This window comes from Mesorhizobium sp. WSM4844, assembly GCF_055811775.1.
The window spans coordinates 210,352-230,459 of record NZ_JBVVQB010000004.1 but is presented as its reverse complement, the minus strand read 5'-3'; the positions used below and the strand labels follow the sequence as shown (position 1 = coordinate 230,459).

The following is a 20,108-nucleotide window of genomic DNA, read 5'->3' as shown; positions in this document are numbered from 1 at the left end:
GCGAGGCCGTCGCGATCCAATCACACTTGCGTGTCGTGATAGTCGCCCGGTCCCGCGCCGGTCCAGGCATAGAGTTCCCACAGCGTCCCGTCCGGATCGTGGAAGTAGGCGCAGCGCGCGTTCCAGACATAGTCGCCGGGCGGCCCGACGAACGGCACGCCCTTGTCCGACAGTTCGGCGTAGAGCCGGTCGACCTCGCCGGCGCTTTCGAGTTCCATGGCGACGCATGCCTTGTGCGCCTGCTTCGGTGAGCGGACATTCGAGACGCCGCAGTGGCGATTGATGTGGTCCAATTGCCATGCAGCGAGCGTCACGCGCTCGGAATGAAAATCGACAAAGCCCTCGGCGCGGCGTCTGATCCGGTAGCCAAGCTTCTGCGTGTAGAAGTCGATGGTGCGGTCGATATCCTCTACGAGCAGGCAGATATCGGTGATTGCCTTGGTCTGCCCGAGCGACATGGTCATTTGCCTCGATTGATCGCGGTGAGCTCGACGCCTACGCGCGATGCGGCGCCTTCGATGTGCCGGCGCATCGCCTCGCCGGCAGCCTGCGGATCATGCGCGGCGAGCGCGTCGTAGATCCGCACGTGCTCGGCGACATTGACCTCGACCAGGTCGTGGAGCGGGTTGGTGAGGCGGGCATAGTGGATCGACTGGCGGATCTGCTCGCAGACGAAGGAAATGAAGGTGTAGATGTAACTATTGCCGGTCGCCCGGGCGATCGCCCGATGGAAAAGCAGATCGGCCTCGATGCTGCCATCCTCCCAGCGCTCCTCGCCGCCCATGCGGTCCAGCGCAGCCTTGATTGCGTCAAGATCATCGGATGTACAGCGCGCCGCGGCCAGCGTGGCGGACTCGGTCTCCAGGATGCTGCGCAGCTCGAAGAGCTGCTCCATGTTGCGCTGGTCTTTCAGCGCCTCACGGTCGATCCGGATGGCGGTCCGCTGTTCCGGCGCCATGACGAATGCGCCTACGCCCTGACGCGCCTCGATCATGCCATCGGCGCGAAGCTGCGCGATCGCTTCCCTGACAACATTGCGGCTGACGCCGAACTTGTCGGCGAGCTGGCTTTCGGTGGGGAGCCGGGCTCCCGGGATGATGTCGCCGCCCTCGATCTCGCGGCTCAGATGCGAAGCGACGCGATGCGGAAGCGCCTCGACGCTGCCGATGATGGACGAACGCTGCTTCATGCGGCTTTCCCCTACAAATCGCCCGGACCAGGCATGAGACACGCGGGATTGAACAGGCCTGCCGGATCGAAGGCTGCCTTGATCGCGGTATGAAGCTGCCGTTCGCGTTGCGACAGGCCGGCCCAGAACACGTGACTGCGGCTGCGACCGACGCCATGCTCGGCGCTGAACGAGCCGCCGAGCGCTCCGACCAGCTCGTAGAGCCGGGTCAAAACCGCCTGCCCCACGGTCCTCGCTTCGCCGGGGTCGCAATCGATGGGAGGCAGCACGTTGAAATGGATGTTGCCGTCGCCCGCATGGCCATAGGTCAGGGATGTCCAGCCAGGCCAGTCTCGCAAGACACACGCGCGTGCTTGCTCGATCAGCGTCGGCACCTGGCTGAGACGAACCGAGAGATCGGTGCGGACATGAAAGCCGCGCCGCGCCTGCCCCTCGACCAGGCCCCCGCGGATGGCCCAGAATGTGGCGGCCTGCGAGCGGCTTTGCGCGACGACGCCGTCCCTGATCAGGTCGGCCTCGAGGGCGCGCGCCAGCATCGTTTCAAGAAGGCCGCCGGCATCTATCCCTGGCCCACAGGCGAGTTCGACGATCGCGTGAACCGGACATTCTTGCGTCAGCGGCGAGCGCAGATTCGGATCGATGAGATGGACCAGCGGCAGGCACTCCTCGCCGATGACCTCAAACGCGCTGAGAAGGTCGGAGCAGAGATGTCTTGCCATCCGGAACAGCTCGCACGCCTGGCGGAAGCTGCCCAGTCCGACATAGGCGGTCTCGACCTGCGTCGACCGGGGCGAGAGCCTTACTTCGACGCCGGTGACGACTCCCAGCGTCCCTTCCGAGCCGATCATCAATTGCTTCAGGCTGTAGCCGCGATTGTCCTTGCGCAGCCCGTTCATGCCGTTCCAAAGGGTGCCGTCCGGCAGGACCGCCTCAAGCCCGAGCACCAGGTCACGCGTCATGCCGTAGCGCAGCACATTGATGCCGCCGGCATTGGTCGCGACATTGCCGCCGATCGTGCACGATCCCTGTGCGCCAAGCGCGAGCGGGAAGGTCATCTCGGATGCTTCAGCGGCGTCCTTGACGTCCTGCAGCACGGCCCCGGCATCCGCTTGCAGCGTGAAGTCGAGCGGGTCGACGCGGCGTATCCGATTGAGACGCTCGAGCGACAGTACTGCGTAGTCCGAATTGTCTGGAATGGCGCCACCGGCAAGTCCGGTATTGCCACCCTGCACGACGATGGCGATACCGCTCTGCGAGCACCATCTCACAAACGCCTGGACGTCTTCCACCGATCCTGGACGCACGATGAAGCGGGCACTTCCGCACCTGTCGCGGCCCCAATCGATGAGGTAGCGCTCCGCCTGGTGCGACTGGCCGTCTATCAGCGCATCACCAGCCAACTGCGCAGGCAGCTCAGCAATTGCGCCGGAAGCTTCGCGTTGAGAGGGGCGATCCGTGATCATCGGGTCAGATCATACGGTCATCCTACAACTTCGCAAGTCCTATTCTTCTCGATGCTCAAAGGCAGGACTGCACGGGCTGACACGCTCGACCGCCGCTGAACTGGGCCGTCGCGGCATCACCGTCAACGCGATCGCCCCCGGCTATTTCGCTACTGAGCTCAACACCGCACTTATGAGCGACGAGGCCTTCACCAAATGGGTCGAGGCACGAACCCCGGCGGGCCGCTGGGCCCAGCCTGAGGAACTCGGCGGAGCCGTGGTGTTTCTCGCCTCAGACGCTGGCGCCTACGTCAACGGCCATGCGCTGGCCGTTGACGGTGGGCTATCGGTTTCCCTCTGACCGGCGAAGTGCTTTTCAGAAAAAAATTTCAGCCAGGCAGCGCTGCGAAATCTGCGAAGACCGGCTGCGTTAGCCGATCCCATAGACCAGGCTCACGCGCCCATCTGTGAGCTGCTGAACCTGCCGCAGTTCAAGCCCGCGACGATTTTGCGTTGCTCCAAACAGCGCCTTCCCTTCGCCGACGAGCAGCGGATAGAGGATAAGCCGCAGTTCATCCACCAGCCCGGCATCGATCAGGCTCGCGGTCATTCGCGCACCGCCCATGAGATAGATATCCTTGCCCGGCTGCTGCTTGAGCGCAGCGATGTCTTCGAGGCTCCGCACGAAGCGCGTCTTTGGCCAGGCCGCCGAATTCATCGTGTTCGACAGCACATAATGCGCGGTCTGTTCGGCAAAGCGGGCCCATTCGAGCTCGGCCGGCGTCGGCAATTTGCCGGTCATCGGCAGCGGCTTGTCCGGCTCATTCTGGATCGCGCTCCAGTAGCGCTCGTAGCCGGCGTACATGACGCTCCCGAGCAGGCAGGCATCGATTTGCGGCGTCAGCCCGTACTCCTCCGACCACGCGTCGACCCAATCGGCATAACCCTCGGGTCCCTCCATCTTGCCGTCGACGGAAACCTTCATTCCGGTGATCAATTTGCGCATGACGTCCTCCATCGGGCTTGCGAAATGCAAGCACGTTTCATCGTTTCATCGTTGCTGGTGTGCGAGCCTCCAAGGCCGATGCCGGTGGAGGCTGGGCGGTGACTTCAGCCGACGCGATCGTGTCAGGCCGGCAGGCGGCGGTCGTATTCTTCCCGCAGCCGGCTCCAGCCCTCCCAGAAAGAGGTCGGCGTCTTTCCGGCGAGGCGGGCAGCCAGCACGTCGAGGTGCATGTGCCAGCCGGCGGTGACGTTGAGCTGGATTGCGCGTTCCGGCAGCCGGCGATGGATGACGGTGAGCAGCACATCATTGCCCTTCGGCTCCAGCAAGAAGGAAACCCCGCCGGTGTTTCCCCAGGTGATGGCAAGTTTGTAAGGCGGATCGAGTTCGGTGATCCGGCCCTCCATTCGATGCTCTTCGGGAAAGCCCGCAGGGCGCTGGCCGGGCGGATCGGTCAGCTCGTCGTTACGCCAGACCAATTCGAACGAGGTGCCGGCCTTCATTTCCATCTGGCCGGCAGCCATCCACTGCCGGCGCAGGTCACTCTCGGTGAGATAGGCCCAGACCCGCTCGATCGGGCCGGGCAAGAGCCGCTGGATGGTGAACGTGGCGGGCTCGGTCAGCTCGCCATAGGCTTCGATGGCTTTCATCTGGTTCATTGGTCGTCTCCTTCTTTTGAGGCGGGCGATTTCTCGGATTCATCCCTAGCTTTGCCTGCGTCCTGCTCGCGAAGCAGACGCTCGAGGACGTCGAGACGGTTGGTCCAGAAGCGCTCGTAGAAGCCGAGCCATTGGTGGGCGCTGGCCAGCGGTCCGGGTTCGAGGCGGCAAATATGTGTGCGGCCCCTCACCTCTCGACGAATAAGCCCTGCATTCTCCAGCGTCTTGATGTGCTTGGAGGCGGCCGCCAACGACATGGCGAAGGGTTCCGCCAACTGGCTCACCGTTCGCTCGCCGCCGGCGAGGTCGCGAAGCATGTGCCGGCGGGTGGCGTCGCCAAGCGCATGAAAAACCGCGTCGATCTGGGGCGTTTCTAATTCAACCATGTAGTTGAATATAGAGGCACGCTTTCGAATTGTCAACCGATTGGTTGAATGATCTTGGAAGGGAGTTCCACAGGCGGTCTGCGGCGATCGAAGACATTCGGCCAGTGCAAGGGCCGCGGACATGGTCACCGCGGCGGAAGCGGGACCTTCACTTGCCTTCGAAGAAAGTATGAATCGAGACTTCCAGCTTTTCGATGAGTTGAGGGTTATGGCAGCTTCCAGCCCAGATTAGGGCGTTCAGTCTCATATCCTTGTTGAGAAAGTTCATTTTCCGGGAATCAAGCAGGTATCCCGCGACCTCGTAGTGCCGTCCCTTGATAGCCTCGATAAGCGCGTTGTTTCTTCCGGTCTTGTCAGTAAGATTCACGTCGGCGCCATTCTCGACAAGCAACTTAACGACATCCAGATGCCCGTTCTTTGCCGCTTCAATAAGGGCCGTTCTGCCGTAGTAGTCGGCTCTTGCATTAATCTCTATTTCGGGATGTTTCATGAGGGCTAAAATAGGGGCGTAGTGGCCCTTGGCCGAAGCAAGGCTCAAAGGCGTGCTCTTCCATTTGTTTCTGGAATTCACATCGATTGCTGGGTGTTCGATCAACGCCTCGACCGCCGCGGTGCGGGCATTGAGGGCTGCGAGATGAAGGGCTGACCAGCCGCCGCCGTCCGCCTCGTTGATATTGGCGCCGGCCGCCAATTCCGCTCGAACGGCCCCCGCATCGCCGCTTTCTGCCGCGATCAGCAGATTCGACCAACCTCTCGCCCCTTCGACTTCCAAGCTCTCGGTCAATGCAGTCGCCTCCCCGAATGCTCCCTGCAGGATACCATTGTTCCGGTTCGGCCGACATCCACCGAATGACCGGCTTCCATCGAAAAGCCTTTCTCATTCGACGGTGTCCGCAAATACAATCCGAGAGGGGAAGAAGGAGAAGATAGCGAACCTGAGCTTGAGCGAGAGGCATGATGCCTTTGAGTGCCTGACCTAAGAGCGCGACGGCGTCCGACTGACTTCACTCGCAAGCAGAGTGGCGAGGACGCCGAAGTCGGACTGGCTGGTTGGTAATCGGCATGGAAGTTCGACCGGCTCGAACGTGAAGCCAGGCCTCTGATCAAAGCGGAACTGGCCGATATCCTCCGGCAGCGGAGGCCGATAAAGACGAACAGGAAGCGCGCACTCTATCGAGAAACAAAGGGATCATGCAGTCCTTCAGTGCATTCGTCGTCAACAATGTCCGCTGGCTCGCGGGCGCCTTTTTGCTGACCCTCGTCTCGTCCTTCGGGCAGACCTTCTTCATCGCCTTGTCGAACGGCGATATCCGCGAGACGTTCGGGTTGAGTCACGGCGAGTTCGGCGGGCTTTACATGCTGGCAACGCTGCTTAGCGCGGCGACCCTGCCGTTCCTGGGGCGGCCGCTGGACCGGTATTCGACAATGACCATGGCGATCGCGACGATGCTCATGCTTGCCTGCGCCAGCATTGCGATGGGGTTCGCCGGGTCGCTGCCAACGCTGCTCCTTGCGCTCTATTTGCTGCGCCTTTTTGGCCAGGGGATGATAACCCAGACGGCTCTGACGGCGACTGGTCGCTGGTTCGCCGCGAACCGGGGCCGCGCCGTCTCGGTCGTCACGCTTGGCTTTCATTTCGGCGGCGCTCTGCTACCTTTCCTGTTCGTCCTCGTGGCCGGCCTCGTCGGCTGGCGGGGAAGCTGGTTCGTCTGCGCAGCCTTCATCCTGGTCGTGGCCTTGCCTCTGGTTTGTGCGCTGGTCCGGAAGGAACGCAATCCGCAGAGCGAGGCCCAGCCGAGCGCGCAACGCGCAGTGAAGCACTGGACGCGGACTGAAGTCCTGCGCGATCCGACGTTCTACGCCATCTGCCTGGGGGTTCTGGCTCCCGCCTTGCACGACCATCTTCTTTCACCAGGTCTATCTAACCGAGCTCCGGGGCTGGCCGCTGCAACTCTTCGCCAGCGGCTTCGCCGTCCTGTCCGCCACGACGATGGGTTTTGCGCTTCTGGCCGGGTGGCTGATCGACCGCTTCTCGGCGGTCCAGCTGCTGCCTCTATTCCTTCTGCCGCTGGCGCTGGCATGCTTCGCGGCTGCCTATCTGACGGCGCCTTTCGCCATCTTCGTCTTCATGGCGCTGCTTGGCATCAGCTACGGCTTCTCCTCGACCCTGGAGGGCGCCATGTGGCCGGAGATCTACGGCACCGCGCATCTCGGTGCGATCCGCTCGGTTGTGGTGGCCGTGATGGTTCTGGCCTCGGCGATGGGTCCCGGCATCACCGGATATCTGATCGACGCCGGCGTCGACTACTCGCTGCAACTGGCCTTGATGGGCGTCTACAGCCTGGCCGCCGCCTTGCTGATGTGGAGGGTATCGCGGAAGCTGACGCGAGGCCTGTCTCGCGGCTGGAATCTTTCCAGCTCCTGATCGGTCCTGAAATCGTCGACACCAACATTTATGTCGCTACCTGCGGAATGAAGTGCTGGTCCGCGTCAGGCTGCTAATCGGATAAGGTGAGAAGCAAGATGCGAATTGGACGTCGGCGATTTCTTGTCCTGTCGCTCGGAGCGGCTGCCTTCGGCACGGCCCAAGCCTCCGGGCCACTCTGGGCAGCCCTGCGATCCGGAGAAGCCATTGCGCTGCTGCGCCATGCCGCGGCCCCAGGCTCCGGCGATCCGCCTGGCTTCAGGCTCGGTGACTGCAGCACCCAGCGGAATCTGTCGGAAGAAGGTCGTGCGCAGGCCGGCGCGATCGGCGACCTGTTCCGTGCGAACGGCATCTCGTCGGCAGCCGTCTATTCGAGCCAGTGGTGTCGCTGCCTGGATACCGCTCGCCTGCTCGGGATCGGCGACGTCGTGCCTGTTGAGCTGCTCAATTCCTTCTTTGGCGACAGTTCGGCCGCAGAAGTGCGCACCGCTGCCCTTTTGGCCTGGCTCCGCGGGCAGCGTTTCGGCTGGCCTGTGGTGCTTGTCACGCATCAGGTCAACATCACCGGTTTGACCGGCGAGGTGCCGGATAGCGGCGAAATGATCATCGTCCGTATTCATGAAGCTGAGCCCGTGCAGGTCATCGGGCAGGTTGCCACGCCGGCTTGAGCATCATGGCCATCGACCCCATCTCGTGCAGCACCGCTTCAGTCGCGGAACAACGACGTGCGAGGAGAAATTAAAGGGAGTGACGGCATGGCTATCGATTTCAACCATACAATACTGCCGGCCCGCGACAGCGAGGCGTCGGCAAAATTCCTGGCGGAAATGCTTGGCCTTCCAGCCGCGAGGCGCTGGGGTCCTTTCCAGATGGTCACCACCGAAAACGGTGCCAACCTCGACTATATGGATACCTCAGGCGAAATCAGGCCGCAGCATTACGCCTTCCTGGTCAGCGAAGCCGAGTTCGACGAGATCTTCGCCAGGATTCGTGAACGGAACCTCTCGTACTGGGCTGATCCTGGCCGGACGCAGCTGGGCGAGATCAACCACCACGACGGCGGCCGCGGCGTTTATTTCGAGGACCCGAACGGTCATCTTCTCGAGATCATTACCCGTCAGTACGGCAGCGGCGGATGGAACCCGTGATCGCTCGGTGGTGTAGTCAGGCGGCGAACGTTCTGCGAGCCTTGTCACGGTGTTCTGCCGCAGCCAGCTGATCAGTCTGCTGAAATCGCGTCCAAAACTCGTCGCGGTCGTGACCCGCTCGGTCGAAGCGGTCACCGTGTGCCAGGCAGGTGCTGTGGAAGGCTTCCAGTGCGCGCTCGACATCGACACCGGCGTGCACCGATGATGCCGGATAAAGGGCGGCGAATAACGTCAGCAGGAAGCGAGGCGACATTTCACGCTCCGAGCCAGCTCAAAACGGTCGACACCTTTCAAACGCTTTGCCGCCGCGATCGATCCCTCCTGGCTAAACGCCCCAAACCGACAAGGCTGGCCTCACCGCTCCTCTGGGGGCTTCAAGTGCCGGAACTGCAGCAGCAGCAGCAGGTCATAAATGATCTTCAATGCACCGCAGATGAGGAGGGGCCAAGCTCGGAAAGAGGCAGCAAGCAGAGCGCCCGCCAGCGCCGGACTGGCTGCCGCGGCCAGACTGCGCGGGACAGATGTGAAGCTCGCGGCCGCCGCCCGCTCCGCTTCCGTGACAACGGCCATGACGTAAGATGAGCGCGTCGGGACGTCCATCTGCGAAAGCGCAGCGCGGACCAGCAGCAGGGCCAGTGTCAGAGGTAGCGTCGGCGCAAGCGCCGCCAGCATCAGGGCGATGCTGGACGGAATGTGTGTGAACACCATCGTGTTGATGAGTCCGATGTGCCGGGACAGCCAAGCTGCAACGGGGAATGAGAACGCCGAAAGCACGCCGGACCAGAAGAAGAAAAATCCCGCTTCCGAAAGCGACAGGTCGAATTTTTCGAACAGCCATAGGGCAAGCAGCGACTGGACGACAAAGCCGCCGGCGAAAGCATCAAGGCTAAAAAGAGCCGCAAGCTTGAGAACGATATTGCGCGAGGGGCCGAGCGCGGACGCGGTACCTGTGTCCGACGTGGGACGGCGCTGCGGGATCCGCGCGTAGAAGAGGCCGCCGAGCAGGCCGAGCAACGCGTAGAGCACGAACATGGCCTTGATGCCGGTGAGTTGGTCGAGGCCGGATGGAGCAACAAGATCAGGGGTCGCCGAAGCGAGTGCGCCAACGGCGCCTGCAAGCGCGCCCACCAAGCTGTAACGCGCGAACATCTTGGTCCGGGCTGCATCAGTGACTTCGCGTGTGAGCACGGCATGCTCTAATGGCACGAACACGCTGACGCTGCCGGCCGACGGGTTGATGGTGCCTGCGAACGCGATCACCAAAAGCAGCGCGTAGTCATGAACCAGGGCAAAGGCCACACCCGTGGCGACCATCAGACTGGTGGCGGCAAGCAGGAGACGGCGGTGATCGTGTCGGGCACCAAGGACTCCGACGGCGATGGTCAAGAGCGCTGAACCGAGTAGCGATGCGGTCGCGATGATGCCGACCTGCAGAGGCGTGAAACCCAATGCGAGCAGGTAGACTGGCAACAGAACGGCCACGAACCCATCGCCCATATCGCGCAGGGCTCGGGCCGCAAAAAGAAAGGTCGTCGGGTGGATCCGCTGCACTGGCCTAGCCTACTCTCATGACCTGCGTCGGCGTCACCGCGCTCGGCAGCGACGCTCGGCAAGGCGGAAAGATCATGACGGAGTCGCGTTAGATATTCCAGCGAGGCGAGTATCGGTTTTGTTGGACTGGAACAGAGAGAACCTGTTCCGGGTAGATGGACGGGCGTTTGCGGTACGGATGGATGGATGAAGGAACTTGTTAGGGCCCGTGAGCTCGCGCGGTCACTTCATCGAACGGCCGATGCCGAGCGCGTCCGTTTCGCGTGGGCACCTTCTCGCTCGCTCCACGCCTGCGAAATCCGCGGCAAAAATGGTATCAGACCGATTGGTGCTCCAATATGGACATGTAGAGTTGTTGTCTTCGAGCGTTCCGTGAGAAATGGCATCCAGGCAATGACAGACTGCCAGAGGGGGAATAAATGCGTCGCATCGCTCGGATCTCGCTTGCCATCATCCTTTCGCTGGCCGTCGCAATCCTGACTGCCTGGGCCGGACTTGCCATGTGGTATCGTCTGCCTGTGGCTGAGCTTGGACGGGCTCTGGCCGGCGTCCTGTTCATCTTGTTCGGCCTCGCCACTATCATCGCCCTCTTCAGCCGGTTTCGCATCAGGGCGCTTGTCCTGTTTGCGGCTGCGTTAGCTGTGGTTCTGGTTTGGTGGAGCACCATCAGGCCTTTCGATCACGCGGACTGGGCGCCCGACGTCGCCCGTCAGGTAACCGGCACACGCGACGGAAACCTGTTGACGCTGACTGATGTGCGCGACTTCGAGTGGCGTAGCGCTACTGATTTCACCGAACGCTGGACAACGCGGACCTACGACCTCTCCAGCGTTCAGACGGTGGATCTCTTCATGTCTTATTGGTCCGGGACCAAAATCGCCCATGTCATCATAAGCTTCGGCTTTGCAGGAGGCGACTATCTTGCCTGGTCGATTGAGGTGCGGCGCCATGGAGGCGGCAAGTTTTCACCCATGGCAGACCTGTTCAAGAGCAATCCCCTGGTCATTATTGCGGCTGATGAGCGAGACGTCGTCGGCGTCAGGTCAAACGTTCGCGGAGAGGATGTCCAAATCTATCGGCTAAAAGTGTCACCGGAAGCGGCCCGGGCGCTCTTGCTGGAATACGTCTTGGACGCAAATGCACTTTCCACGACTCCAGAATTCTATAATTCCATCACGACGAACTGCACGACCACGATCGTCAAGATGATGCGAGCCGTCGGTGACGTGGTGCCTCTTGACTGGCGCCTCATCGTTAACGGCTATCTTCCCGAATATGCGTATGCACGGGGTGCGCTCGATGTCAGCTTGCCGATGTCGGTTTTGAGGGAGGCAGCCCACATTGACGGCCGTGCGCGGGAGTCGGGCCTTTCGCCAGATTTTTCGAGATCGATCCGGATTGGCGTGCCATCCCCCGGTCCAATTTATTGATCTCTGGAACCATGTTTGGAAACGCTGGGCGGTTCGAACCGGATCTCATCCCGGCTTCACGGCGCACTTCTACTTTCTCCACCTGTCGACTCGCATTGGCGGACGCCGCGCCTAGATAAGCACTGCGCTGGGCGGAGCGATGCAGAAGGACCTGAGCATGCCTGAACAAATTACCCTGACTAAAGCTGAGCAGATCACATTGAACGATGGCTCAGCCATTCCCCAGATCGGCCTTGGCGTTTGGCAGGTCGATCCAGCCATTACGGCCCAAGTCGTGAGTTGGGGAATCGAGGCCGGCTACAGACTGATCGACACCGCCGAAGGCTACCAGAACGAGGAAGGCGTCGGGCAGGCGATCCGCACGGCTGGCGTGCCGAGGAGCGAACTGTTCATCACCTCGAAACTGCGCAACGGCGCGCATCAGCGTGACGCCGCCCGGCGGGCTTTCGACGAGACGATGAACAAGCTCGGCATCGAACAGATCGACCTGTTCCTGATCCACTGGCCGGTGCCCAGCCAGGGCAAATATGTCGAGGCGTGGAAGACGCTGATCGAACTCAGGCAATCCGGCCGGATCAAGTCGATTGGTGTTTCGAATTTCAACCAGGACCATCTGGAGCGGATCATCGGCGAGACTGGTGTCACACCCTCAGTCAACCAGATCGAACTCCATCCCCGGTTTCAACAGCGCCAGACCAGAGAATTTCACAGCACGCACAACATCCGCATCGAAAGCTGGAGCCCGCTGGGCAGCGGCCGGCTGTTGAGCGACCCGACCCTCGAAAAGATCGCCGGAAAACACCGCAAGTCCGTGGCGCAGGTGATCATCCGCTGGCATCTTCAGGAAGGGCTGATCGTCATTCCAAAGTCGATCCACCAGGATCGGATTGCCGCCAATTTCGACGTCTTCGAATTCGAGCTGGATTCAAAGGACCTCGAGCTCATTCGAGGCATGGATTCATCAGACGGCCGTACGGGCGCGAACCCGGCCACGGCTGCGTTCCTGTTCTAAGCAAGCTTGAAGAGAAGGAGCCGACGGGCGAACTGCCAATCTCCCCCACTTGGGGGGAGATTGGCAGCTGTGACGATCGCGCTCAGCCTCATATCCCCGATCCATCCAGCAGCGGGACATCTTCTTCGTCCCAGGGGCTCGGCAATGAACCCTTGCTCAGATTGGCTGTCGGCAGTGGCATCCAGCATTTCAGCTCGGGCTCGGCGTATTCAACCACGCGTCCGGGCGACGAGTCGGAAGCGCGCCAGCCTTCGCTGCCGAACTGGTCGGCTCGAGACCAGTAAGCCAGGTCGACTTCCGCTGGCCCCTGCTCAGACGGCCGAACTGTGACCAGGATTCGGCTGCCATCCCTTGGCGCGCTCGACATGTGACGCCAGCGATCGGGCTCGTCCATCGTAATCTCCTCGCGCAATCTGCATCTCGGCTGTCCAGACGAATAGTCGCTTCGCGCACAAGGCCGGTCAACCCGAACTTTGCGCCGGCAGTCTATGATTGGCCGCCTGCCGGTTTGGCGCGACATGGCTGCCGGTCATCAGCGCACCTTCGCCTTGACTGCCCAGGCTCTGGTTTTCAGGGGAATGGACCCGCCCTCGCCGCGCGGCAGACTGTCGCGGAGCCTCTCCATCAATCTCTGGCGAGCTGCGGGGTCGAGACTCATGCAGTAGCCGGGCGCCGGTCCCGCACCCAGGGTGAAGGGGCGCCAGTAGTCCTCAAAGTCCTTGAACACGGCCGGCATTTCAATCCGGGTGGAGTCGATGGAGCCCAGGCCTGCCTTCTCCGCGAGATCGGTCAATCCATCTTGTGTGCAAAATGGAAAACGCCTGTCTTCGGTAAGGTCGATGGCACCGGGGTCAAGCGCCGTCGCAGCGGTCCAGAAGGCCCGCATGAATTCCACCCCGCCGCCGGGATAATCCCACACATAGAATCCAATAGTCGCTCCAGGGCGGGCCACCCGCCGCATCTCGGCGAGCGCCTTTTGCCTGTCGGGAACGAAGTTGAGAACGAGCGCCGAAACGACCATGTCCATGCCGCCCGATTCGACTGCCAGGGCCTGCGCATCGCCTGCGAAAAACGCGACACGTTCGTCCGGCACGTTCGCGCGCGCCTTGGCGAGAAAGCCCTCCGACAGGTCTATGGATACCAGGCTCCTGGGATTGCAGCGCGCCAGGATGGCTGCCGACAGCGCCCCGGTTCCGCAACCCACCTCCAGCCAGTCCAGACCCTCCGCCGGATCGAGCCAAGCCAGGAACGGTGGAGCGATCTGACGGCTCCATCGTCCCATATAGAGGTCGTAGCTATCCCCGGCCTGCCAGGCGTCGTGGCGCGTTGCCTCAGCCATCGCAATCTCCTCCCCTGATGATTTCGACCCGTCGGACCGGGAGAATACGCCCGCCGCGCTCCCGGGAACAGGGGCCAGGAAGGTCTGCCCGGAATCGTACTCGGATGCCCACACGCTCGGCCGAAACGGGCCGGCAAGGCAGACGATCCGCGTTCTTGCTCAGCCTGCCCGGAAGGCGAGGCTCCGCCTCATCAGTTGGATGCTGAGCGCCAGGTCTCCGCTTCCGATGAACCAGGGCGACAGTATCCGGGACGATCTCAGTCCGCGATAGAGCAGATAGGGAAGTCCGAGCGACAGGGCGATCAGCACCAACTCGGAAGACATTCCGAAGTCCCGCAGCGTGAAATGAACGAACTGATGGACGAACATGATCACCAGGGAGGCTGCGCCGATTTCCGCCAACGGAGCGATGCGCAAGCTCGGCATCGCCATGAAGCGGACGAGGCCGAGGATAAAGGTCGAGATCGCCAATGCAACGAGCAGGCCGAGAAGCGGCGGGCCGAAGATGGCGTTCTTCATGCTGAAGGTAAAGTCGGAACCCGTCCGCGCCGCCGCGAGCGCGACCCCGGCAACCGCCACGACAAACACCGCCGACCACAGCGCGCTCATGCCGCGTTCGCGCAGGAAATGTCCGAACCAGAATGCGCCGATGGCGAGCGGCACGTTCGTCAGAGCCAGCGGCGCGCGCACCTCCTGCCAGTAGGCCTGGATTGAATAGGCGAGGCCGACGGATGCGCCGACAAAGATCAGCATGCCGGGATCGGTCGGTCCGCTGGTCCTGATCGCGACCTCGTTGTAGACGAGTTGCGTGGCGACGAGGCAGGTGACGAACCAGAACACGCCGAGTTCGCGCGTCAGGTGCCGTCCGCCCAGCAGCGCGTCGGTGATGAGTTCCCTGATCTGCCAGGGCGCCGGGGTGTCGCCGCGCAAAAAGTCCACAACGAGCACGCTCGCCATGATCGCGCCGAGAAACATCACATAGGGAATGAGCAGGCCCTGGACGCGCTTCCGGAAAAGCGCCTTCCTCTCCGTCACGGCAAAAAGATAGCCTGAAATGATGAAGAAGAACGGCATGAAGAACAGCGATGCCGTAAAGTAAATCGGGTGCGCCCAGCGCCAGGTGCTGTGGTCGAGGACGTGGGCCATGACGACGAGGGTGATTCCCAAGCCCTTGGCAGTGTCCAGCCAGGTCTCACGTATGGGAAGGTTCAACTTCAGCGTTTCCTGGATACGGCTTATCGGCCGGCCCGGTCCTTCGGTTTCGATGGCGATTGTGCACCGCATCATACTTTGTGGCAAGCGCGAATTGGCTCGGATGCTCCGGATTGCCGATAGTCCCATTCAGTCGGGCGATACCATTCGGCTTCTACGCCTACATGTTCGTAGGGGGCGTCAACATCCGGAAAGAGCCCTTCCGAGACCTTCGGGGGCCGTTTTCCGTTCAAAAATCCGACATGCGCGCGACCAGCGCTGCTGACCCGTTGGCGACATTCAAGTTTCGGAGGCAGAGCAAGTCGCGACCCCAATTCGGACGTCGGCGAGGCTCCACAAGCTGTTGTGATGTCGATGCGGCCGCGGAGAGTCGGATCCTGGCGTTCGCGCGGGATCTAAGTGGCTACCTCCACACGCCGGAATACTCCCTCGACGCACCATCGGCCGCTGAGCTGCCTTTTGCCATCTTGAACCGGAGAAAAAGTTAACCTTCTACGGACTAATGGCCGCCGCGAAGGCGCGCTCACCATCCTGTTCGCGATATCCTCAAAAGGTCACGAGCGTCCGGATGCCTTGGACAGGACCACTATGCCGCAGGCTTCCATAGTCGTACACAATCAGCCCATGCTAATCCTCGAAGCGGTGGCTTCACTTAAGGCGCAATCCCTCGCCGACTGGGAAGCCATTCTCGTTGACGACGGGTCAACCGATGGAACACCCGCCGTGCTTCAGAATCTCGCGTCCCATGACCCCAGAATTTCGCTCTGGTTGCAGACACAGCGAGGTGCTGCTTCGGCCAGAAACACAGGGGCGGCAAAAGCAAAGGCAGATTGGTTGCTTTTTCTCGACAGCGACGACTGGCTCGCTCCTAATGCCCTTGGCTCCCTATTGCGCGTTGCCGGCCAGGATGTGCATCTTGTGCACGCCTTAGGCCTTCGCGTGTGCGGGAGCCGCAGCCAGGATCGATCGCAGGTACACCTGCCCGGGGGCGACTTATTCCATCGCCTTGCATCAACGGCAACGTTTATGGTCCATGCATGCATTTTGAAAAACTCGACCTTTCACGAGCTTGGCGGTTTTGATGAAACATTGATGGGCTGCGCAGACTGGGATCTCTGGCAACGTGTCATCCGGTATGGCGCCCTCTGCGGGGGCGTTGATGAGTTCGTGGCCTTTTATCGCCAAACAGAATCCTCGCTCAGTACCTATTACGAGCAGGAGTTTCGAGACGGTCTCATCGTCATCGCCCGCGGGCACGGCCCCGATCCCCGAGTTCCAAGACCCCATCCCATGTATGCCGAAGGCGTATCCCCTGCAGAGTTCCCCGCTGCGGCATATCGCTTTGCCAGTTGGTTGGCGGGTCTTGCAATCGCACGCAAGCACTCACTCCAGGGCGTCTTGAGAGGAATGCAAGTTCTTCCTGCCGAGCCCTTGGCAGCTTCTGATATCGGAGCAGCCTTGTTCGACGCCATTCCCATCGGATTAGGCGACTTCAGGCCCAATTGGGAAACCTGCTGGCCTACACTGAAACCTCACCTTCAAGAGTTCATAGAAAAAATTGGCACGATTGCTCACTGCGGGCCTTCTTTCGTGAACGACGTGCTGGACCATACAGAACGTCTCGCCGCTACCGCTAATGCGTCCGACATCATCGGCATTGTTGGAAGTGTGGCCCCGCGGGTCGTCCGAATTCCCGGAGCCATTCCGCAGATCAATCTTGGTCCAGGCATCAGGTCTTTCATTGCCGTCGTTCGCTCCGATCGAGCCGAGGTCGAACAATTGAAGTCCTCGTTGACCAGAATTTCTCTAGTGCACGTGTTAGGGAGATGAACATCGAGCGATACTTACGAGAGGTGTTGTTGACTTATTTCAAAAGAGCTCCGTTTTCTATGATTTTTGGAACGACCCCACATTTAATCGTTCAGAAGATACTTATCTCATCTTTTCCAAAGTTTCTACGAGAGCGCTCGGTGGGCCCTTTGCTCAAGAAGCAGATCTGCCAAGCCTTGATGGCGCAGAATTTCGTACTTCCGATCGTGGAGACTGGCGTGACCTCGACCCGACTGAAGGCCAGATCACGAGCTGAACAATGACCCCGCGACCGCGCTCGCCGAACATGGGCTTATGCATCAATTTGCGTCCAGATATCCGACAATGCTCTTGTTCGTCATCATGATCCGCGGCAGCACCAGAGGGAGGTCCGTGTTCGCCACAGGTCTGGGGTAGGCCGACACGGCGCAAACCAGCCCCGACTCTTTTGCGCATTCGATGGTCAGGTCGGAATAGTCGCCATAGGGGTAGGCGAATGTGGTGCATGGGCGGGACGACAGGTCCTCGCACGTCCGGCAGCTTTTTTGGATCTCCTTCAGCTGGATGTGCCGATCCCACAATGGGAGGGAAACGTGGGTGTCCGTGTGACCTGAAATGTCCAAGCGCGACCTTCGCGAGAGCATTCGGGCTTCATCAATTGTCATGGGTCGGTGGCTGGTTCGAGGTGCCAAGTCACTGCCGACCTGGCGAGCGAGTGATTCGATTGCTTGGTACTGCACATCAAAAGAGGCCGGCTTCAGAACCTTCCAAAGCTTGAGATAAGCCTGTTCGCGCGCAGTTCGGGGCGGCTCATGCATAGCTCGCCAACCTCGGCCCAATTGGTAGTCATCGGCCTGTTCACTCAGATCAACATGAGCATCGCGACCGGCGACGACGATGGAGGCTGGTCCTGCGGCCCTAGGATCGAAGATAACCCGTTCGAGAGCATCGTTCCAGAACTCGTCGGTTTTCCCGAGCATGGACGTTACCAGAAAGAACGTAGCTGGAAGACCGAGCGTTTCCAGGACAGGCGCCGCGATTAAGGCATTGCACGCGTAGCCGTCGTCGAAAGTAATGGCTGCAGCGTCAGGTGGAAGGCTTCCTTCAATGTGCCTCGATGCGAGTTCGCGCAACGGCAGCACACGTCTCGTCTTTGCGAGGTCCCGCACCTGCTTCTCGAAATTGGTTGGCGAAACGGCGAGTTCCCACGGGTCCAAGTCCGTTGCAGCGATGCGATGGTACATCAGGATCACCGGCTTGAAGACGCAGCGACGTAAAACGCGGCGCAACCTTGTCTTGAGCGTCCAAGCCATTCTATTAGCCCTTTGTGGCGCATATCCCGATGGTGACAGGAAAGTGATGATCCTGCTCGTGTAGCATTTCTGGCTTGAGCTCTTCCGCAGCAATACCTTCGAGAAAGCATACCGCAGAGCAGACGTTTCCATAGACAGCAATATGCGTCGAGTCCGCCCCAAAGACATCCGAGAACAATCGGCGAGCGGAAGCTTCCGTCAGCGACCAATACCAGGTTTCATATTCCTGATGATGATCAATGGGCGTCAGGCCTGGCACCGTTACAAGTACGGTTCCACCGCTCTTGAGGAGCCGGAAGAGCGCAGAAACGGCCTTCTGCAGATCAAAGATGAGATGCAGAGTCTGGGTCAGTACGATCGCATCGAACTTATCGTTCCATTCTGCGCCCAGGCTCGTGAGGTCGCCAACGATCGTCGCGCGGGTATTTTCAGGGCGCAAGTCGACGATATCACGCTGTGTCGTTCTCGGTCCTCCGAAGCGAGCCGTGTAGTCGTCGTCCACGACTTCAAGCGTTCTACCGTGGATGCTTGACGCGTGTTCCGCCAGAAATCTTTCGATGTAGATACGATCAATTGGTGTTCCGCGATCATACCCGAAATTTCGACTGATCGGATCGGTCCGCTCAAAGTCGCCAAAGCGCACCCTTCCGACGCCGGGTCGGTCATATCTCATCAGCCGCCTCAATCGTTTCTTGACGATTTTCGGCAAGAGGCGATGGGCAAATATCCTACATTTTGCGTAGCGAACTCCCCAGGCGCTCTCAGGCATCACATACTGTCGGGTCCTGCCAAATGGTTTCACGCCTTGGCTTCGCGCTACTGGGGCTGCTGCCCTCTGAACGGTGAGCACCGTACCTTGGTCATCGACCTAGCTCCCGAGGGATGCGAACTCGGCATGACCACCTTTCGACGTGATTGCAACCCCATGTTACGGGTGTCAGTCGCGGGGCGCAAGACCTTCGTAACCTGGCGAGTACCCCGCGCCTCTCAGGATCACGCCAAGCTGGGAAAAGATGTTGCGATAATACTCCAGCAGCTTTTCACGATGGCGCATATCGTGGCGCACGCTGTGTGCCACACGAATATTGACGATCAGCGAAAGGATCAGGAGCCCGGCACCGACCAGGATGAAGCCGCCGATGAGGAAATAGCCATGGCCAGAGTTGAAATCCATGCGTATGCCGCGTCCCTGAACCCCAGACCGCGCAGACTAAAATTCAGCATTCCGCTTGATTTTTCGCCGATCCTCACGCATTGTTGCACTGCACAATATCGGGACAGTGCCGATGTGTCAGTTCAAGGCCTTTCGATAGGAAACGTTGACCGGCACCGGTTACCGTTATTGCGAAAGGCAGCGGGCTGTTGAAATCGATCGCGCTTTGACGTCGGATCGACCAGGTCCGTACCAAGCAGCAAAGGACCAAAATGCTTCGCGACTTGTCCGCCTACAAGAAAATGTTGATGCTCGGCATTGTCGGGCTGGTGCTCGTCGCTGCCTTCGACGCCTTCAGCAACCTGCCCGTCGTTTCCGGCTGCGGGTTCTACAGCAATTGCGCGATCGATGGCTCCGGAGAAGCACCGATCGAGACCAGTCAGGACGCGACGGTGCAATGAAGTCCCCCGGCAAGACGGCGCTTATCGTCTATGACGGCGACTGCATCTTCTGCCAGAGCTATGTCCGCTTTGCCCGGCTGCGCGACGCCGTCGGTCCTGTCGAGCTGCTCGACGCGCGCTCCGGCGATCCGCGCGTTGTCGGGTTTCAGCGCCAGGGCTTCGACCTGAACGAGGGCATGCTCTTCGTTTTCGAGGACCGCGTCTACCACGGCGAGGAAGCCATCAATCTCCTGGCGATCCTCAGTTCCTCTTCGACGTTTTTCGGCTGGCTCAACCGCAGGATTCTCTCAAACAGGACGGCCGCGCGGCTGATCTATCCGGCGCTTAAGCTCGGACGCCGGGCCACCCTGAGGCTTCGCGGCCGCTCGCTGATCCCTGCAGACCTCGAACGGCGCTAAAGCATGTCGCCCAAAAGCATGCCCTCGGGCCCTGACCCGAGGGTGCGCAGCGGTTTTGCGATAGCGACCATGGACTTAAAGCGGCGCGTTAATCTTACAGGCGCGACGCGCTTTGGACATTTCCTGACGAAATGGATGGCTTAAGTCGACGGCCCGGCGACATCTACCAATTTCATTC

Annotated in this window: 24 protein-coding genes and 1 pseudogene; 10 read left to right on the top strand and 15 right to left on the bottom strand. The window is 60.6% G+C overall.

Going from position 1 to position 20,108, the window contains the following annotated elements:
• Positions 1-20: 20 nt before the first annotated feature.
• The 3 genes from AC0L2A_RS06115 to AC0L2A_RS06105 are packed head-to-tail and all read right to left on the bottom strand — an operon-like array spanning position 21 to position 2,652.
• Positions 21-458, bottom strand: a complete 438-nt coding sequence (locus AC0L2A_RS06115; RefSeq protein WP_023799114.1) for a VOC family protein — start codon at positions 456-458, stop codon at positions 21-23.
• Between the two features lie 2 nt (positions 459-460).
• Positions 461-1,189 (bottom strand): FadR/GntR family transcriptional regulator, encoded by a 729-nt coding sequence (locus tag AC0L2A_RS06110; RefSeq protein WP_128246959.1) that lies wholly within the window; start codon positions 1,187-1,189, stop codon positions 461-463.
• 11 nt (positions 1,190-1,200) lie between these two features.
• On the bottom strand, positions 1,201-2,652 hold the full coding sequence (locus AC0L2A_RS06105; protein ID WP_473607838.1) for an FAD-binding oxidoreductase: 1,452 nt from the start codon (positions 2,650-2,652) through the stop codon (positions 1,201-1,203).
• On the opposite strand from AC0L2A_RS06105, the gene AC0L2A_RS06100 reads away from it, so the two are divergent.
• Complete coding sequence (locus tag AC0L2A_RS06100) at positions 2,645-2,992, top strand: SDR family oxidoreductase (RefSeq protein ID WP_473607840.1); 348 nt, start codon at positions 2,645-2,647, stop codon at positions 2,990-2,992. The genes AC0L2A_RS06105 and AC0L2A_RS06100 overlap by 8 nt on opposite strands.
• 69 nt (positions 2,993-3,061) lie before the next feature.
• Here the strand turns inward: AC0L2A_RS06100 and AC0L2A_RS06095 are convergent, their stop codons facing one another.
• From AC0L2A_RS06095 to AC0L2A_RS06080, 4 genes are all read right to left on the bottom strand, one after another.
• On the bottom strand, positions 3,062-3,637 hold the full coding sequence (locus AC0L2A_RS06095) for a dihydrofolate reductase family protein (protein WP_473607841.1): 576 nt from the start codon (positions 3,635-3,637) through the stop codon (positions 3,062-3,064).
• A 122-nt stretch (positions 3,638-3,759) separates the two neighbouring features.
• The gene (locus AC0L2A_RS06090; protein ID WP_473607843.1) at positions 3,760-4,293 is read right to left on the bottom strand and encodes an SRPBCC family protein; all 534 of its coding nucleotides are present in this window, start codon (positions 4,291-4,293) and stop codon (positions 3,760-3,762) included.
• The gene (locus AC0L2A_RS06085) at positions 4,290-4,679 is read right to left on the bottom strand and encodes an ArsR/SmtB family transcription factor (RefSeq protein WP_473607942.1); all 390 of its coding nucleotides are present in this window, start codon (positions 4,677-4,679) and stop codon (positions 4,290-4,292) included. Before AC0L2A_RS06085 ends, AC0L2A_RS06090 begins: the two co-directional genes overlap by 4 nt.
• Positions 4,680-4,827: 148 nt before the next feature.
• Positions 4,828-5,463, bottom strand: coding sequence for an ankyrin repeat domain-containing protein (locus AC0L2A_RS06080; RefSeq protein WP_473607844.1), 636 nt, complete (start codon positions 5,461-5,463; stop codon positions 4,828-4,830).
• A 407-nt stretch (positions 5,464-5,870) separates the two neighbouring features.
• Between AC0L2A_RS06080 and AC0L2A_RS06075 the strand changes: the two are divergent.
• From AC0L2A_RS06075 to AC0L2A_RS06060, 4 genes and pseudogenes are all read left to right on the top strand, one after another.
• Positions 5,871-6,503: pseudogene (locus AC0L2A_RS06075) on the top strand (MFS transporter); the annotation flags it as partial.
• Between the two features lie 7 nt (positions 6,504-6,510).
• Entirely contained in the window at positions 6,511-7,104 is a 594-nt protein-coding gene (locus tag AC0L2A_RS06070) for an MFS transporter (RefSeq protein ID WP_473607948.1), read from the top strand.
• A gap of 98 nt (positions 7,105-7,202) precedes the next feature.
• Positions 7,203-7,772: a histidine phosphatase family protein gene (locus tag AC0L2A_RS06065; protein ID WP_473607845.1), complete on the top strand. Its 570-nt coding sequence runs from the start codon at positions 7,203-7,205 to the stop codon at positions 7,770-7,772.
• A gap of 87 nt (positions 7,773-7,859) precedes the next feature.
• A complete protein-coding gene (locus AC0L2A_RS06060) occupies positions 7,860-8,252 on the top strand; it encodes a VOC family protein (protein ID WP_473607847.1) in 393 nt (130 codons plus the stop codon).
• A gap of 16 nt (positions 8,253-8,268) precedes the next feature.
• Here the strand turns inward: AC0L2A_RS06060 and AC0L2A_RS06055 are convergent, their stop codons facing one another.
• Together AC0L2A_RS06055 and AC0L2A_RS06050 are read right to left on the bottom strand one after the other, a co-directional pair.
• Positions 8,269-8,505: a hypothetical protein gene (locus tag AC0L2A_RS06055; RefSeq protein ID WP_128173053.1), complete on the bottom strand. Its 237-nt coding sequence runs from the start codon at positions 8,503-8,505 to the stop codon at positions 8,269-8,271.
• A gap of 101 nt (positions 8,506-8,606) precedes the next feature.
• On the bottom strand, positions 8,607-9,749 hold the full coding sequence (locus tag AC0L2A_RS06050) for an MFS transporter (RefSeq protein ID WP_210334896.1): 1,143 nt from the start codon (positions 9,747-9,749) through the stop codon (positions 8,607-8,609).
• A 473-nt stretch (positions 9,750-10,222) separates the two neighbouring features.
• Between AC0L2A_RS06050 and AC0L2A_RS06045 the strand changes: the two genes are divergently transcribed.
• On the top strand, positions 10,223-11,233 hold the full coding sequence (locus AC0L2A_RS06045; protein WP_473607848.1) for an Lnb N-terminal periplasmic domain-containing protein: 1,011 nt from the start codon (positions 10,223-10,225) through the stop codon (positions 11,231-11,233).
• A gap of 157 nt (positions 11,234-11,390) precedes the next feature.
• Positions 11,391-12,245 (top strand): aldo/keto reductase, encoded by an 855-nt coding sequence (locus tag AC0L2A_RS06040; RefSeq protein WP_091599410.1) that lies wholly within the window; start codon positions 11,391-11,393, stop codon positions 12,243-12,245.
• Between the two features lie 88 nt (positions 12,246-12,333).
• Here AC0L2A_RS06040 and AC0L2A_RS06035 read toward each other — a convergent pair whose 3' ends face one another.
• From AC0L2A_RS06035 to AC0L2A_RS06025, 3 genes are all read right to left on the bottom strand, one after another.
• Entirely contained in the window at positions 12,334-12,639 is a 306-nt protein-coding gene (locus tag AC0L2A_RS06035; RefSeq protein ID WP_023799134.1) for a hypothetical protein, read from the bottom strand.
• Between the two features lie 138 nt (positions 12,640-12,777).
• A complete protein-coding gene (locus AC0L2A_RS06030; protein WP_473607849.1) occupies positions 12,778-13,584 on the bottom strand; it encodes a class I SAM-dependent methyltransferase in 807 nt (268 codons plus the stop codon).
• Positions 13,585-13,743: 159 nt separating this feature from the next.
• Positions 13,744-14,796, bottom strand: a complete 1,053-nt coding sequence (locus AC0L2A_RS06025) for an acyltransferase family protein (protein ID WP_287230061.1) — start codon at positions 14,794-14,796, stop codon at positions 13,744-13,746.
• A 588-nt stretch (positions 14,797-15,384) separates the two neighbouring features.
• Between AC0L2A_RS06025 and AC0L2A_RS06020 the strand changes: the two genes are divergently transcribed.
• A complete protein-coding gene (locus AC0L2A_RS06020) occupies positions 15,385-16,626 on the top strand; it encodes a glycosyltransferase family 2 protein (protein WP_473607851.1) in 1,242 nt (413 codons plus the stop codon).
• A 299-nt stretch (positions 16,627-16,925) separates the two neighbouring features.
• Here the strand turns inward: AC0L2A_RS06020 and AC0L2A_RS06015 are convergent, their stop codons facing one another.
• The 3 genes from AC0L2A_RS06015 to AC0L2A_RS06005 all read right to left on the bottom strand — a co-directional run bounded on the left by AC0L2A_RS06015 (position 16,926) and on the right by AC0L2A_RS06005 (position 19,092).
• Entirely contained in the window at positions 16,926-17,918 is a 993-nt protein-coding gene (locus AC0L2A_RS06015) for a polysaccharide deacetylase family protein (protein WP_473607852.1), read from the bottom strand.
• 4 nt (positions 17,919-17,922) lie between these two features.
• A complete protein-coding gene (locus AC0L2A_RS06010) occupies positions 17,923-18,591 on the bottom strand; it encodes a class I SAM-dependent methyltransferase (RefSeq protein ID WP_473607854.1) in 669 nt (222 codons plus the stop codon).
• 264 nt (positions 18,592-18,855) lie between these two features.
• Entirely contained in the window at positions 18,856-19,092 is a 237-nt protein-coding gene (locus tag AC0L2A_RS06005) for a hypothetical protein (protein WP_473607855.1), read from the bottom strand.
• A 287-nt stretch (positions 19,093-19,379) separates the two neighbouring features.
• Here AC0L2A_RS06005 and AC0L2A_RS06000 point away from each other — a divergent pair, with 287 nt between their 5' ends.
• Together AC0L2A_RS06000 and AC0L2A_RS05995 are read left to right on the top strand one after the other, a co-directional pair.
• The gene (locus AC0L2A_RS06000; protein ID WP_473607856.1) at positions 19,380-19,532 is read left to right on the top strand and encodes a hypothetical protein; all 153 of its coding nucleotides are present in this window, start codon (positions 19,380-19,382) and stop codon (positions 19,530-19,532) included.
• Positions 19,529-19,930: a DCC1-like thiol-disulfide oxidoreductase family protein gene (locus AC0L2A_RS05995; protein WP_236377303.1), complete on the top strand. Its 402-nt coding sequence runs from the start codon at positions 19,529-19,531 to the stop codon at positions 19,928-19,930. The genes AC0L2A_RS06000 and AC0L2A_RS05995 overlap by 4 nt, the downstream gene beginning before the upstream one ends.
• Positions 19,931-20,108: the final 178 nt, after the last annotated feature.